14 protein-coding genes are annotated in these 14,982 nt (G+C 40.9%); 7 read left to right on the plus strand and 7 right to left on the minus strand.

Annotated features, from left to right (window positions below):
• Positions 1–117: 117 nt before the first annotated feature.
• Together ACSSVW_RS08535 and ilvY are read right to left on the minus strand one after the other, a co-directional pair.
• Positions 118–1,167 carry a GGDEF domain-containing protein gene (locus ACSSVW_RS08535; RefSeq protein ID WP_454179151.1) on the minus strand — a complete coding sequence of 350 codons (1,050 nt, stop codon included), beginning with the start codon at positions 1,165–1,167 and terminating at the stop codon, positions 118–120.
• Positions 1,168–1,393: 226 nt separating this feature from the next.
• Positions 1,394–2,296, minus strand: coding sequence for an HTH-type transcriptional activator IlvY (gene ilvY, locus ACSSVW_RS08540; RefSeq protein ID WP_118844447.1), 903 nt, complete (start codon positions 2,294–2,296; stop codon positions 1,394–1,396).
• Positions 2,297–2,433: 137 nt separating this feature from the next.
• On the opposite strand from ilvY, the gene ilvC reads away from it, so the two are divergent.
• From ilvC to ACSSVW_RS08560, 4 genes are all read left to right on the plus strand, one after another.
• Positions 2,434–3,906 (plus strand): ketol-acid reductoisomerase, encoded by a 1,473-nt coding sequence (gene ilvC, locus ACSSVW_RS08545; RefSeq protein ID WP_199524760.1) that lies wholly within the window; start codon positions 2,434–2,436, stop codon positions 3,904–3,906.
• Between the two features lie 142 nt (positions 3,907–4,048).
• Entirely contained in the window at positions 4,049–5,962 is a 1,914-nt protein-coding gene (locus ACSSVW_RS08550) for a methyl-accepting chemotaxis protein (protein ID WP_454179152.1), read from the plus strand.
• 94 nt (positions 5,963–6,056) lie between these two features.
• Positions 6,057–7,241, plus strand: coding sequence for a tetratricopeptide repeat protein (locus ACSSVW_RS08555; protein WP_065978112.1), 1,185 nt, complete (start codon positions 6,057–6,059; stop codon positions 7,239–7,241).
• Entirely contained in the window at positions 7,183–8,094 is a 912-nt protein-coding gene (locus ACSSVW_RS08560; RefSeq protein ID WP_454179153.1) for a M20/M25/M40 family metallo-hydrolase, read from the plus strand. Before ACSSVW_RS08555 ends, ACSSVW_RS08560 begins: the two co-directional genes overlap by 59 nt.
• Here the strand turns inward: ACSSVW_RS08560 and ACSSVW_RS08565 are convergent.
• The gene (locus ACSSVW_RS08565; protein WP_036967146.1) at positions 8,083–8,400 is read right to left on the minus strand and encodes a GIY-YIG nuclease family protein; all 318 of its coding nucleotides are present in this window, start codon (positions 8,398–8,400) and stop codon (positions 8,083–8,085) included. The genes ACSSVW_RS08560 and ACSSVW_RS08565 overlap by 12 nt on opposite strands.
• A gap of 116 nt (positions 8,401–8,516) precedes the next feature.
• Here ACSSVW_RS08565 and ACSSVW_RS08570 point away from each other — a divergent pair, with 116 nt between their 5' ends.
• Positions 8,517–8,879 (plus strand): outer membrane protein assembly factor BamE, encoded by a 363-nt coding sequence (locus ACSSVW_RS08570; RefSeq protein ID WP_036967144.1) that lies wholly within the window; start codon positions 8,517–8,519, stop codon positions 8,877–8,879.
• A gap of 101 nt (positions 8,880–8,980) precedes the next feature.
• On the opposite strand, the gene ACSSVW_RS08575 is transcribed toward ACSSVW_RS08570, so the two are convergent.
• Together ACSSVW_RS08575 and ACSSVW_RS08580 are read right to left on the minus strand one after the other, a co-directional pair.
• Positions 8,981–9,307 carry an RnfH family protein gene (locus tag ACSSVW_RS08575; RefSeq protein ID WP_036967142.1) on the minus strand — a complete coding sequence of 109 codons (327 nt, stop codon included), beginning with the start codon at positions 9,305–9,307 and terminating at the stop codon, positions 8,981–8,983.
• Entirely contained in the window at positions 9,304–9,744 is a 441-nt protein-coding gene (locus ACSSVW_RS08580) for a type II toxin-antitoxin system RatA family toxin (protein ID WP_036967139.1), read from the minus strand. Before ACSSVW_RS08580 ends, ACSSVW_RS08575 begins: the two co-directional genes overlap by 4 nt.
• A 133-nt stretch (positions 9,745–9,877) precedes the next feature.
• Here ACSSVW_RS08580 and smpB point away from each other — a divergent pair, with 133 nt between their 5' ends.
• Complete coding sequence (smpB, locus tag ACSSVW_RS08585; RefSeq protein WP_036967136.1) at positions 9,878–10,357, plus strand: SsrA-binding protein SmpB; 480 nt, start codon at positions 9,878–9,880, stop codon at positions 10,355–10,357.
• Positions 10,358–10,547: 190 nt separating this feature from the next.
• Entirely contained in the window at positions 10,548–13,151 is a 2,604-nt protein-coding gene (locus tag ACSSVW_RS08590; protein WP_118844450.1) for a TonB-dependent receptor, read from the plus strand.
• A gap of 67 nt (positions 13,152–13,218) precedes the next feature.
• On the opposite strand, the gene ACSSVW_RS08595 is transcribed toward ACSSVW_RS08590, so the two are convergent.
• Positions 13,219–13,824, minus strand: a complete 606-nt coding sequence (locus ACSSVW_RS08595) for a peroxiredoxin C (RefSeq protein WP_036967121.1) — start codon at positions 13,822–13,824, stop codon at positions 13,219–13,221.
• A gap of 314 nt (positions 13,825–14,138) precedes the next feature.
• Entirely contained in the window at positions 14,139–14,852 is a 714-nt protein-coding gene (gene fadR / locus ACSSVW_RS08600) for a fatty acid metabolism transcriptional regulator FadR (protein WP_036967119.1), read from the minus strand.
• Positions 14,853–14,982: the final 130 nt, after the last annotated feature.

A 14,982-nucleotide genomic window follows, 5' to 3' on the forward strand; every position in this document is an offset into this window, starting at 1 on the left:
CGACCAAAGAGAATTATGCAATGACACCATACTACCAAGTTGTGAATAAACTGTCCTTAGCAAGTTACAACTATTCACAAATTTGATACATTTATACGCAGTAAGTCTGTCACTTTGTTACTCTTCAATAATTTCTATGCGATTACGACCGTGCTTTTTAGCGAGATAAAGTGCCTTATCAGCTTTTTTAATGAGTTGATTTGGTTGACTATTTGTTGATTTAATTGCAACACCAAAGCTTGCGGTGACATAACCCAGTATAGTCGTGGAAGCAGGATCTTTAATGTGTAATTTTGTGATGGCTAAACGCAGCTGTTGAGTAAAGTTAGTCATATCACTGATGCTGGCAAACTGCGCAGTGAAACAGAACTCTTCTCCCCCATAACGATAAACTTGGCCAACACTTGCGATATACTTCAGTAATTTTACCGCAACAGCACGTAAGACTTGATCACCTTTTTGATGACCAAAAGTGTCGTTAAATACTTTAAAGTGGTCAATATCGACCATCACTAGCACAGCGATTTCGGCTAAATCATCACGCTGACAAAAAACGGTAATATCTTCATCAAATTTGCCGCGATTAAAAAGCCCAGTGAGCGTATCTTTGTCAGCCTTTCTTTTTGAATCAATCAGCTCTTGTTTTAGCGTTATAATTTTTGCATATGCTAGGGCTAGTTGGTTTTGAAAATCTTGCGTGCGATTTTGTAATGCGGCTGATTCGTTAGTTAAACGCTCAACGCAGTGAAGTACATTATCGAAGCCTCTTTCTTTACTAATGTCAGCATCGTGTAACTTCCCCCTGCATGCATACAATACCTGATTAAACTGCATTGATTGATTAAGCGCTGCAGTTAAATCATGTTGGACTTGCCCTACAACATCATCAAAACTATTCGAAAGCTGATAAAATAAGGATAGGTCATTGGCTGAAAGGTACTTGTTGAATAAGTAGTTAGCTTGCTCATAACTACAGCCATTAAATCTGCTAATAAAGCCATCCAGCTCTTTATTTAAATCATGGTTCTTGTCACTAACATAGCAATACCAAATTGCATAATTAAGCGGCGTTATGGGAATTTTATATTTCACCATTAATGGAATGGCTAGCTTTAAACAGTGGCTAGAATAACCTAAAGAATGATCGGCTTGAGCAGACAATACCATGTGTCGTTGCCATGAATTTTTATTATTTTAAATTACGGTAGCAACACATTGAAAAAAATCAATAAAAAAGCAATTTAACAGACATAAACCAGTACAAACCACGAGTTAAACTTTTAAAAAACCATACTAAATAACTATAAAAAATAATATACCTATACAAAAATAGAACAACCAAAAGAACCAAATCAAACTCATACACCCAACCAAATAAGCGAGCATAAAAGTATTAGATTGCCTGTTGAGTTAACGATTGCGCAATACTCCAAATCGCATTCAGTGCCGGGTCATGCCGCTCTTTATTGAGTACCGCTAAACCAATATCAAAACCGGGAATAGTTTGTTCAGCATCACTAATAATTTGAACTTTATCTTTTAGCGGACTGTTGTCGAGCACGATCTTCGGCACCATTGCCACCCCTAAACCCAAACTCACCATTGATACCATGGCTTCATGCCCCGCTACTTGCGCATAAATTCGACCATGAATGCTTTTCTTACGCCACCACTGCTCTAAACGCTGTCGAGATAACCCCTGCTCTGCCACGATAAACTCAAGGTTTGACCAGGCAATATTATTTTCATCTTTAAGCTGCTCACTAATAGGACACACAATTTTAGGAGCAATGAGTACCAAAGGCGAGTAACCAATACTGGTGAATGCTATTTGCCCAGGTAACTTAGCAGGTTTTGCTGCAATGGCCATGGCTTCATGACCATCTAAAACCCGATTAATAGCCAGTGCTGGATCACCCGTATTTAAAGTTATTTCAATATAGGGATGCTGCATCCGTAGCTGTTCTAATATCTGATGTAAAAAACTATACGAGGCGGTGACCGAACAATAAATACTCACATTACCGTATATATGCTGCTGTGGCTCTTGTACATTCGCTTTGAAACGGTGCCAATTCGCTAACGTTGCGTTAGCATATTCAATAAAAGACTCACCCTCTCGAGTTAATTTAACCGTGCGATTATCTCGATTGAACAAGACGACGCCAACCTCCTCCTCAAGCTGCTTAATGTTTCGGCTCAGTGTCGGAGCACTGATATGGCACAGCTCACTGGCCCTCGCAAAGTGTAATGTTTTCGCCAATGCTAAAAAGTAATGCAGATGCTTGTGATCCATAATTTCACCATTTCATTTTATGAAACACTTTAATGCAAATATATCATTTTACGCAAGGTTTAAAATTGCATACTGTTAACCCATACAAAGAACGACTCTTTGTTTTCTAACAAACTAGTATTAATAGGACACTAACAATGGCGAATTATTTCAACACCCTTCCTTTACGTGAGCAGTTAGCGCAATTAGCGCAATGTGAATTTATGGATCCATCAGAATTTACTGATGGCGTAGACGCTTTAAAAGGGAAAAAACTCGTTATTGTCGGTTGTGGCGCACAAGGTCTTAACCAAGGTTTAAATTTACGTGATTCAGGTTTAGATGTTTCATATACATTGCGCGAGTCGGCTATTGCTGAGCGTCGTCAATCATTCTTAAATGCATCTGAAAACGGTTTTACTGTTGGTACATACGAAGAACTTATCCCAACTGCCGATGTAGTATTGAACTTAACACCTGATAAGCAGCATACATCCGTTGTGAATGCCATCATGCCACTTATGAAACAAGGCGCGACCCTTGCCTATTCACATGGTTTCAACATTGTTGAAGAAGGTATGCAAATTCGCGAAGATTTAACGGTCATTATGGTAGCGCCTAAATGCCCAGGCTCTGAAGTACGCGAAGAGTACAAACGCGGCTTTGGTGTCCCTACGCTTATCGCTGTTCACCCTGAAAATGATCCGCAAGGACATGGCCTAGCACAAGCAAAAGCATACGCGGCTGGCACCGGTGGCCACCGCGCAGGTGTACTAAAATCATCATTTATTGCTGAAGTTAAGTCAGACCTAATGGGTGAGCAAACTATTTTATGCGGCATGTTACAAACCGGCTCATTACTGTGTTTTGACAAAATGGTTGAAAAAGGGATTGATCCTAGTTATGCCTCTAAATTGATTCAATACGGCTGGGAAGTAATCACCGAAGCACTAAAATATGGTGGTGTAACAAACATGTTAGACCGCTTATCGAACCCTGCGAAAGTAAAGGCATTTGAGTTAAGCGAGCAGCTAAAAACAATCATGCGCCCTCTTTATAATAAGCACATGGACGATATTATCAGCGGCGAGTTTTCTCGTGGCATGATGGCTGATTGGGCTGAAGATGATGCAAAATTACTCGCATGGCGCGCAGAAACAGCAGAAACAGCATTCGAAAAGCAACAAAATACTGATGAAGAGATCAATGAACAAACCTTCTTCGACCAAGGTATTCTAATGGTTGCAATGGTAAAAGCAGGCGTTGAACTGGCATTTGAAACCATGACAGCAGCGGGCATCATTGCTGAATCGGCTTACTATGAATCACTGCACGAAACGCCACTAATTGCTAATACGATTGCGCGTAAAAAACTTTTTGAAATGAACAGAACTATTTCCGATACCGCAGAATATGGCTGTTACTTATACAACCATGCGTGTTTACCACTGCTAAAAGACTTTATGCAAAACATTGATACTGATGTCATTGGTAAAGGCCTTGATAGCACCAGCAATCAGGTTGATAACCAAACGTTGATCGCTGTGAATAAAGCACTTCGAGAGCACCCTGTGGAAGTGGTAGGCAGTAAACTACGCGGTTACATGTCAGCAATGAAGAAAATTGTTTAACCCTGGAAAGTAAGTTTCGCTTGTTAGAAACAAAGCCCAATTGCATATGCTTTGGGCTTTTTTTTTGTCCCTACATTTATTCGTCATCTGCAAAGTGTATGCTAAAATTACTCTCTTATTTGTTGTAAACTAAGACACTTTCATGGCGTTAAATCAACTTACCATTACCAAAAAAATAACTCTACTAGGCAGTTCTATTGCTCTTATCGTTGCAGCACTTATCGGTGCAACAGCCCTTTACAGTGCAAAAAAAATCATCGAACACCGTATGATTGAATCTGAACTGCCAAGTAAATTGCAAGCAATTGATAACTATATCACCCACGATATAAACCAAATGATCAGCGCTGCAGAACAGCTTTCTAGCAACGAGTTCGTTTTAGAATGGGCTCGCTCAGGAAATAATAACGATAATACGCTGCTCAAAGAGCTCAACCGCCTTGTTAAACAGTATGATTTAGCCACGGCATCATGGGCCAATCGTGAAACTGCACAATATTGGAATCAAGACGGTTTTTTACGTGTGCTTACAAAAGAGCAAGACAGTTGGTTTTTTGCCTTCACGCAATCATCAGTGCCTTTTTCTATCAGTATTTATCAAGAGTCGCCCACTGATGTAAAAATGTTTGTCAACCACCAGCAAACCAATGGTATTGGTCTTGCAGGATTGGCAAAAAGCATTGATGACATGCAAGCCATGCTACAAAGGTTTAAGATTGAAGAAACTGGGTTTGTGTTCATAGCAGATAAAAATGGCTTAATTCAATTACATAAAGATGCCAGTAAAGTGGCTAAGGCAAAACTAGATTCGGTGTACCAGCCAGGTATTACAGACTCTTTACTAACCAATCAAGATTTTAATTTACACGAACTCGACCTGAATGGCGAAGCAACACTGCTTGCTGCCAGCCCAATTAAAAATACCGATTTATTTGTCATTGCTCAAGTGCCCAAAAATGAGGTATTTGCCAGTATTCAAGTGTTACAATGGCAGATAATCAGCTTTGCAATTGTCATTGCGCTAGTTGCCAGCTTCGCCGGTTTCTTATTAGCAAAAACACTGTCGTCCCCTCTATCAAAAATGGCAGAGCTGTTCATGCGTTTAGGCTCTGGTGATGCAAACTTAGCATACCGTTTGCCAGAATCTGAGCAGCCTGAACTGGCTAACTTAAGCACGGGCTTTAACCAATTCATTTCAAAAATTGAAACGGCCATCATGCAAGTAGCGCAAGAAAGTCGCGAAATAAGACAAAGCGCGGCCCATGTATTTAAGCAGGCCCAAAAGAACTCTGAAGCGCTTGATAATCAAAAAGAACAGACAATTTCAGTTGCTGCCGCAATTAATCAAATGGGCGCGACGGTACAAGAAATTGCCTCCAGCGCCACGAATACAGCAAAACTGACAGAAACCAGTAAACACAGTACCGAACAAAGTCATACGCAGGTGACCCAAAGTAAAGAAGCAATAATTGAATTAGCAAACGACATCGACAACATTACGGAACAAGTTAACGAACTTGCAAACAAAACGCAGGCAATTGCCAGCATTGTTGATGCTATTCGTGGTATTTCTGAGCAAACAAACCTATTAGCGCTTAACGCAGCGATTGAATCTGCTCGCGCTGGTGAGCATGGTCGTGGTTTTGCTGTTGTTGCAGATGAAGTACGCGCACTTGCCAGCAGAACCTCACAATCGACAAATGAAATCCAAACGATGATCAGTGAATTAACAAGCACATCCGATCTTGTTGTCGAACATATAAATCATTCTAAATCACGCGCTCAATTGAGTGTTAATGCCATGCAAAGCTCTGTTGAGTTGCTTAACACGATCACCAATGCAGCTAATGAGATTAATGATATGGCAACATTAATTGCGACGGCCACAGAGGAGCAAAGCAATGTAGTTGCTGATGTCGGACGCAATATTGAGCAAATTAGCGATATCAGCGATACCGTGATGCATGAGCAGATTGACACTGAGCAAGCAATAAAGGATTTAGCAAGCAGTGCGCAAACGCTAGACGATCTTGTTGCGACCTTTGATAAACGCTGACACCTTTTGTAACAGTAAACACTGACCCTTTTTTAATTACAGCCTATACTTACAGACATGTGATTCCCTAGGCTGTTAATTAAAGGGGGGCCTTATGAACGCGCCTACGATTGCTCTATTATCAAGTCTTTGCTTTTTATCAGCATGTAATAATACACCTAAGCAGTTGGCCCCTGCGCCATTAGCACTCACTGAGCTCAATGAATTTAGGCTTTCAAAAGTCGAAAGTCAGGAAGAAATTTTTGCGCTAACTCCGCGTATTAAACGTCAGTTAGACAGTGCTTTTCCTGAAGACACTCGCTCACTCGAGACAACTAAACGTTTACTGCACTTTTTATTAGAAAATGGTGATGCCTCACTGTCTTATCAATCAGGCGCGACACTAACCGCGAATCAAGCCTATGCTGATTTAAATGCCAACTGCCTCTCTTTATCAATATTAGCGTACAGCTTAGCCGAGTATCTTGGTCTTGAAGGGCAATTTCAAAAGGTTCACATTCCAGAGTATTGGGCACGAAATAATGGCTTTAGCTTACTGACAGGACACATAAATTTAAAGGTAAGAGAACACGACAAACACGCCATAAACCGCACGATTATTTATCCTGGTTCGCGTTCATTAGTGATTGATTTTGATCCAAATAGCCGTCAGGCAGCATTTAAAACAAGTCATATTAATAAAGCACGTATCACCGCCATGTTTTATAACAACAAAGGGGTTTCGGCCATGCTTAGCCATGACTATGGTCGTGCATACAGTTATTACAAAGCTGCTATCAATACAGATAGCGCTTATTCAGGAGCTTGGGGGAACTTAGGTGTGCTCTTAAGGCTAACAAATCTCTACCCAGAGGCAGAAGTAGCCTACCAATATGCCATAACCTTAGATGCTGATAACAACACGGCTTTGGGCAACCTAGCACTGCTTTACAATTTGACGAATCGTGAACAACAGGGTAATGCCATCCTCACACAGCTAGATAAAAAGCGTCAAACTAATCCGTATTATCATATTTCGCTTGGCAATGATGCCTACGCAACTGGGCGCTATGAAGATGCGATAGCGCATTTTAAAAAAGCACGCACTTTAGATAATAACTTACATGACAGTGACTTTGGCCTTGCACGTATATATTTTCAGCTAGGTGACTTGAAACTAGCCAAAAAATACCTGACCATGGCGAACAATAAAGCAGATTTTGATCATGATAAACAGCGTTATGAAAGTAAACTACAGGCACTGCGTTCGCATACTGCAAAGCTTACTGATTACCAGTAGCTTATTTTACTGTGATTCTGCGTTTGCCAGTGCTGACTCTCATTTAAAACAAGATGTCACAACGCTTACTTCAACGCAATTTTATGGCCGAAAAACCAATACAATCGGCGCAAAGCGTGCCGCTGATTACATTGCAAGCCGCTTAACCTCATTAGGCTATGAAGTTCAAGAACAAACATTTCAATACCCCGCTACTTTTTATCAAAAAGCCACTGCCCGCAATATCATTGCGACTAAACCATCCGCTTGCGCTCAATGTAAAAAGATTATCTTTACTGCACATTATGACCATTTAGGACAACGCGGGACTAAGCTCTATCCTGGCGCAAACGATAATGCCAGCGGTGTTGCTGCTTTACTCTATTTAGCAGCGTATTTCGCCGATAAGCCCCATCAGAACCAATTAATGTTCGTTGCCACCGATGCCGAAGAAAATGGCTTACATGGCAGTAACTATTTAGTGTCACAATTAAACAGCGCAGATATCGCATTAAATATTAATCTGGATATGCTCGTGGTTAACAAGCGAAAACCTCGCATTTATGCCTTTTTAGACGGCCAATCAATAGCGCAGTATAAAACAGCAATTACTGGACTTTCTGATGAAAACATTACATTTTTTGCAACCAGTTCATCTGCCCGACTTAATCGATTATTTGATCTTAACGTTGATTGGCGAAGAGCCAGCGATCATTATTCGTTTGCAAAAGCAGGTGTCCCTTATATTTATTTTGGCATGGGACACGATAAGCACCATCATCAACCGAGTGATACCCTAGAGCACATTGACTTTAGTTTATTTGAACACGCAGTGAGCAAAATTGCAGAGTTTGTTAGTGCCCTAACCAGGTAATTTGGCTGTGATAACAAACTGCCTTTTTTGCGCTTTGTTTAACTTTTTAACCTGAATCTCAAGCTTACTAGCCTCGCTGCGAGAGCCAACCGGTTGCTGATAAATTAAGGTTAAAGGTCCTTTTCCTTTTAAATTTTTTGCCCCTTTGTCAGCTTGGTGAGCTGCAAAACGTTTTTCAACATCGGTGCTGATCCCTGTATACCAGTGGCCAAAACGAGTCTGCACAATATACAAATGCCAGTGTGATTGAGAACTGTCGCGCTTTTTTATTGATTCAGGTAAACTTTTTGTCGTGTCGGTGGTCAAATCTGTGCCTCGTGAGCATTAATCATGTTTCAGTAAAACAATTATTGAAAAGGGTTTTACCTTCTGTGACTAATCGGTATCATGCAGTGTATAAAAAATAAGGATTCAAACAAATAATGCAGTCGTTTAAAACTTTTTCTTTTTGGTTAGTACTTACCCTTACTTTAAGTGCTACCGCTGGGTGTTCTAGTTGGGTTTATCGCATCAACATTCCTCAGGGTAACTTTTTAGAACAATCTGACGTTGATAAGCTTCGCGTTAATATGACTCGTGAGCAAGTGGTTTACGTACTTGGTAAACCGGTTGCAGAAGATTCATTCGACAAGAATACTTGGCATTATCTTTATGTTTTTAATCTAGGCCGTAGCAATGAACAACGCAAATCGTTAACGGTTAATTTTGAAGATAATAAGCTCGTGTCAATATCAGGTGATTATGAGCAACCAAGTGAGTTCAATACCCCACTTGAACAAGAGTAAATATAAAAACAAAGGGTAGCAAAAGCGACCCTTTTTTGTATGCTAAATAGATAAAACCACCGGTTAAAACGAGCAGTAAGTGATTCACTTTCAATAGGTTACTATGCTTTATTCAGTGGGCGCCCACCGGTAACTTTATTAGCTCTACCTTCTTCTTTGGCTTTCTCTGCACGACGTCTGCGTGCATCTTTGGGGTCTGCAATTAATGGGCGATAAATTTCAATTCTATCCCCTTGCTTAACCTCTTGTGTTAACTTGCAAGTGCGATTCCACACACCTAATGTGAGGTTATTTGCATCTATTTCGGGGCACTTTTCGATAATGCCCGATTTAATAACAGCTTGCTCAACAGTGGTTCCCTCTGGTACTTCGACAAGTAAACTTGTCGCGGTTGTAGGCAACGCAAATACAACTTCAACACTTATCATGAGCGGACTCCATACACCGTTTTCGCACGTTGAGTAAAAGCATTCACCATATTCTTTGCCACTTCGTTAAACACCTTACCAAAAGCAAGCTCAATTAGTTTACTAGCAAATTCAAACTCTAAGTGTAATTGCACTTTACACGCTTTATCGTCTAAAGGTAAAAAATGCCATTTCCCTTGCAAGCTTTTAAAAGGACCATCAACTAAACGTAAAGCAACGGTTTGCTCATCAATAAAGGTATTTTCTGTGGTAAACCACTTCTTTAAACCCGCTTTCGATATTTCTAAACTGGCCGTCATACCGCTGGGTTGTTGTGCAATAATTTTAGCGTCTGAACAATGTGGTAAAAACTCAGGGTACGCATCAACATCGTTCACTAAATCAAACATTTCTTTACTGCTGTACATTACCAGCGCACTTTTTTCTATTTGTGGCATATTCACTCCCAACTGTGTCGGCGAATTTTAGCAAGCTTTGGCTATTTCCCCAAATTTTAGTAACGGGATTATTTGTATAAAGCCTTAAAAAAGCGATGTAAAAACGCTGTTTTTACGTATAATATGAACCACTATGGCTAAGAAAAAATCATCTAAATCGACAAGCAATACTATCGCGCTTAACAAAAAAGCGCGTCATGAGTATTTTTTACACGATAAGTTTGAAGCAGGGGTTGAACTACAGGGCTGGGAAGTAAAAAGTATCCGAGCTGGTAAAGTAAACATCTCTGAGACTTATATTCACATTAAAAACGGCGAAGCATTTTTACTTGGCAGTCAAATTCAGCCTCTCAACAGTGCTTCAACACATGTAATTTGTGATCCGCTTAGGTATCGCAAATTACTTTTGAACAAACGTGAAATCGATCGTCTTATCGGTGCAACAGAGCGTGATGGTTATTCACTGATCGCCACTGCCATGTACTGGAAAAAATGCTGGGTGAAGTTGGAGTTCCACCTCGCTAAAGGTAAAAAGATGCACGATAAACGTGAAGATGGGAAAAACAAAGATTGGGCGCGTGAAAAAGAACGCCTGATGAAACATAAAGCATAAAATCCCTGCTTGAGCCTAACTTTGTATTAGGCTCTGACCCCCTTACTCTACCTCACTTTTAACATTTTGAAACGTTTTCACGCGTCAACCCCATTCTTTTGTAGTATTTCAAAACCTACCATTTACATGGTATCAATCTTTACTGTGATTATTTCACAAAAATCTCACAATTAAACAAGGATTGAAATTTATGAAGAAAACTCATCACTTTATTCGACGACCTCTTACTGTTTTTACCATTGCCGCATTAGCGGGCACAACTTTCACCTCAGTTGCTGCCGAATCATCAGAAAGCGCTGAAAAAGTTGAGCGCATCGAAGTAACCGGTTCACGCATTAAACGCTCAGATATTGAGGGACCCTCACCTATCCAATCAATCAGTCGCGCAGATATTGATAATATGGGTTATGACAACCTACAACAGCTTTTAGAGCGTATGCCAGTCGCCGGTAATGGCACATTTTCAACCCGTGGGAATAACCAAGATTCAACAGCAAATGGCGCTGCTGCCGTGAGCTTACGTGGCTTAGGTTCGGATGCAACCTTAGTACTTATCAATGGACGCCGTGTTGCTATTAGTGCTTTCGCAGAAAGTATTACCAACTCATTTGTTGATATTAACTCTATTCCTGTTTCAGCAATCGAGCGTATCGATATTTTAAAAGACGGTGCATCTGCTATTTATGGCTCTGACGCGGTTGCTGGTGTAGTTAATATTATTCTTAAGAAAGACATTAATGGTCTAGAGGTCAACTTAGGTTATGGTGGCACTGACGGACCTAATTATGAAGAAAAAACAGCGAGTTTAGTATGGGGAACAAGCACAGAAAAAAGTAGTGCGTCTGTTATTATTGATTATTTTAACAATACGGCATTATCGTCAGATGAAATGGGACGCCTAGGCACCGCTAACCAAGAACCATATGGTGGTATGGATTTCCGCTCTTCGCGTGGTTTTCCAGGCTACTTTTACGTCGATGGCGAAAAAACAATTGACCCATCTTGCCCTGCAGAAAATGCAACCGCCAGTGGTAGCTGTTTATTTGACTATGGCCCCTATGGCTATATAACACCGGCGTCTGAACGTGTTGGCGCTATTTCACAGTTTGAATATAACTTTGATAATGGCATCACTGCATTTATGGAAATGGCAGTACAGCATAACTCCTCACAGGCAGCGGGTGCCCCCACTCCTCTTGATGAAGACGCAGGACTCACGGTTCCAGCAAGTCACCCAAACAATCCTTTTGGTCAAGATATTGAAATTGGTCGGTATCGTACCGTTGATGCAGGTCCTCGCCAATGGGATATCGAATCAGATACACTGCGCTTTGTGGCTGGCTTAAAAGGTGAAATTAATGATTGGAGCTGGGAGACAGCCGTTCAAAAAGGTCGCAGTAAATCAATGCAAACAGGCAGTAGAAGCCAAGGCTGGGTGCGTACCGACTTTCTTCAGCAAGAAATTGATGCGGGTAATTACAATCCATTTGGTGGCACCTATAACGACCCTGCGGTTATCGACAGAATTACAACAAGTCTGGTGCGCCGTGGTGAGTCGCATATGACCTCATTCGATGCCAATATCAGTGGTGAAGCATTTAGCTTTGGTGATGATGTCGTTATGATGGCCGCCGGTATTGAATACCGTGAGGAAGATGTAAGTGATATTCCTGATGATCAATTTCAACGTGGTTTAATTTTTGGTACCGAGTCAGTGTCAGCAGCAGCTGAGCGTGACCAGTATGCTGCGTATATTGAGTTTTCAATCCCGCTTGCAGATAACCTAGAGTTACAATTAGCGGGTCGCTATGATGATTACAGTGACTTTGGCTCAACAACCAATCCAAAAGTAGCTGTACGTTGGGCACCAACCGATTCAATCACTGTTCGTGGTTCTTGGGCACAAGGTTTCAGAGCACCTTCATTAGCGCAAATTGGTTTAGGTCCCTCAGAAGAAAGTCAGTTCTTTGTAGATACGTACCGATGCCAAGCGACAGGGCTTGATTGTAATGCACTTGATTACAACATTCAGTTTGCAGGTAATCCAAACCTAGAAGCTGAAGAATCTGAATCTTGGAACGTTGGCTTTATTTGGGCACCCACAGCTGAATTTGGTTTCGGTATTGATGTGTGGAGCATAACGCAAGACAATAAAATTGATGAGCAAGAATTCGGCCCTATTTACGATCAAAATTGTAATGATCAAAATAGCACAGTGTGTGTACGACTTGCGCCTCAAGGCGGCCTAAGCTTAGGGGTTATTCAAAAAGTACATAGCACTTTCGAAAATGTATCCTCACAAGAAGTATCTGGTGTTGATGTCTCTGCTAATTACACGCATGCAATGAATGACTACGGGTTCTTAAAATTCAATCTTGAATGGGCATACCAAAATGAATTTAAGAAAGATGGCCGTGATTATACGGGTGAATATCGTTACCCAGAAAATCGTTGGATATTCAGCACTAACTGGGAAATGGGTGACTTTAATACGAATGTGAATGTGAGTTACATCGGTGAGTTTGAAGATACTCCTGATATCGACTTTGACGGTAACCTAGACTTTGATAGCAACACATCACGCATGGTTGACTCTCAAACACTGGTTGATTTACAGACTGCGTATAACTTCTCAGAAAAACTAAAACTCTCTGTAGGCGTTAATAACGTATTTGACGAAGATCCTCCATTTGCAATTGGTGATGGTGATAGCGACTTATATGGCTATGTATCAAGCGTGCATAACCCTCGTGGACGTTATTTCTATACTAAGCTAACAATGCGCTTTAACTAAACGCATACCAGATAAAACAAAACCCGCCAATTGGCGGGTTTTTTAATACTTTCAACAAAGGCCTAAATTATAGGTCGCCTTCGTTTTCAGAAAGGAATTTAGCAACACCTTCAGGGCTTGCATCCATACCTTTTTTACCTTCAGTCCAACCTGCTGGACATACTTCACCGTGCTCGCTGTGGAACGCGAGTGCGTCAACCATGCGAAGCATTTCATCAATGTTACGGCCTAATGGTAAATCGTTAACTACTTGGTGACGTACTGTACCTTCTTCGTCGATTAGGAAAGAACCACGGAAAGCAACACCTGCTTCTGGGTGCTCAACGTCGTACGCTTGACAGATTTCGTGCTTAACGTCTGCAACTAGTGCATATTTAACTTGACCAATACCGCCGTCAGCAACAGCAGTGTTACGCCATGCGTTGTGTGAGAATTGTGAATCGATAGAAACACCGATTACTTCAACGCCACGCTTTTGGAACTCTTCAAAACGCTTGTCGAAAGCGATTAACTCTGAAGGACATACGAAAGTGAAGTCTAACGGGTAAAAGAAGATAACTGCTTTTTTACCTTTGATAGTGTCTTTTAGGTTGAAGTTTTCAACGATTTCACCGTTACCAAGAACAGCTGCTGCAGTAAAGTCTGGTGCCTGACGGCCAACTAATACACCCATTTTTATCTCCAAATATTTGAGTTTATTTCCAATTGCCTACGCAATACTCACATATATATGGTTCCGAAAAAACAAAAACCAAGAGTAAGTATCGATATTTAGCAAGATAGTTTAAAGAGGTTACAGGCAAATGAACAATCGAAAAAAGCGATATATGCAATCGGAAAAATTGATATAAAAAAGATATGCGCTATGTCTATCGAATTACCTTATGATGCAGGGTGATTATGAACCCACCTTATTGTTAAATAAATACAAAAAACCCAGCTTAAAGCTGGGTTCTCAAATATAAAAAGGCGCATAACTAAGGGCTGTTAGTCCATAATATCTTCTGGCATATCACCACGGATCTGCTGCCAGATTTCACCCGTTTGATGGCCGTATTTACGCATAAGCGAAATAGCCCCGTCGTGTTCATGACGCTCAGCAAGCGAGGTTAAATCTTTATAAAATTGGCGAGCAAGCTCACGTGTACGTGAATCAGAGAAGTAATGGCAACCGATTTTTGAGTAAAAACCTTTAAAGCCATTTAAGATAAGTACATAGATTCTGTTGTTACCTGCGACAGCAAGTTCATGATGCACTTTGTAATCGTAGTCTGCAAATGCTTGCGCGCTGTCTTCAAGCTGCTCACTTTGCGATAAAATTTCGATCACGCGTTCAGGTGCTAATTTTATTGCAGCACGAGTGTAAATGGCACTAATGTTAGTGCGAGCCGATAGAAGTTGATCGGTAAGCTCTGGCATTTTGTCTTCATCTAGTCGTGCTAACGTCTCTAGAATGTTAAGACCTGAGGTTTCCCAGAAATTATTAACGCGAGTTGGTTTACCATGTTGAATCGTTAACCAGCCATCACGCGCCAAACGCTGTAGCACTTCACGCAAAGTGGTACGTGTAACACCTATTAACTCTGACAACTCTCGTTCTGCTGGAAGAATTGAGCCAGGCGGAAAGTCACCATTCCAAATAGATTCAACAATGTATTCTTCAGCAAAACCTGCTGGACTTTTCGCTTTAAAAATTCTCATTCAATTTCCACTTGAGTTAGCACATACTTCTATCGCACAAAGCGATCAACCCACTGATTGTACCAGATGCTCTGTAACTAACAAGTAAAGTCCATCCAGTGTACATAAAAATCTAAAGATAATAACGAAA

Source organism: Pseudoalteromonas sp. MBR-15 (assembly GCF_053628915.1).

Excerpts from the sequence above, each read along its gene's own strand:
- ACSSVW_RS08575 (WP_036967142.1), bottom strand. The coding sequence starts at position 9,307 with ATGATAAGTGTTGAAGTTGTATTTGCGTTGCCTACAACCGCGACAAGT.
- ACSSVW_RS08590 (WP_118844450.1), top strand. The coding sequence starts at position 10,548 with ATGAAGAAAACTCATCACTTTATTCGACGACCTCTTACTGTTTTTACC.
- ACSSVW_RS08570 (WP_036967144.1), top strand. The coding sequence starts at position 8,517 with ATGCAGTCGTTTAAAACTTTTTCTTTTTGGTTAGTACTTACCCTTACT.
- ACSSVW_RS08555 (WP_065978112.1), top strand. The coding sequence starts at position 6,057 with ATGAACGCGCCTACGATTGCTCTATTATCAAGTCTTTGCTTTTTATCA.
- ACSSVW_RS08550 (WP_454179152.1), top strand. The coding sequence starts at position 4,049 with ATGGCGTTAAATCAACTTACCATTACCAAAAAAATAACTCTACTAGGC.
- ACSSVW_RS08560 (WP_454179153.1), top strand. The coding sequence starts at position 7,183 with ATGAAAGTAAACTACAGGCACTGCGTTCGCATACTGCAAAGCTTACTG.
- ilvY (WP_118844447.1), bottom strand. The coding sequence starts at position 2,296 with ATGGATCACAAGCATCTGCATTACTTTTTAGCATTGGCGAAAACATTA.
- ACSSVW_RS08535 (WP_454179151.1), bottom strand. The coding sequence starts at position 1,167 with ATGGTATTGTCTGCTCAAGCCGATCATTCTTTAGGTTATTCTAGCCAC.
- smpB (WP_036967136.1), top strand. The coding sequence starts at position 9,878 with ATGGCTAAGAAAAAATCATCTAAATCGACAAGCAATACTATCGCGCTT.
- ACSSVW_RS08595 (WP_036967121.1), bottom strand. The coding sequence starts at position 13,824 with ATGGGTGTATTAGTTGGCCGTCAGGCACCAGACTTTACTGCAGCAGCT.
- ACSSVW_RS08580 (WP_036967139.1), bottom strand. The coding sequence starts at position 9,744 with ATGCCACAAATAGAAAAAAGTGCGCTGGTAATGTACAGCAGTAAAGAA.
- fadR (WP_036967119.1), bottom strand. The coding sequence starts at position 14,852 with ATGAGAATTTTTAAAGCGAAAAGTCCAGCAGGTTTTGCTGAAGAATAC.
- ilvC (WP_199524760.1), top strand. The coding sequence starts at position 2,434 with ATGGCGAATTATTTCAACACCCTTCCTTTACGTGAGCAGTTAGCGCAA.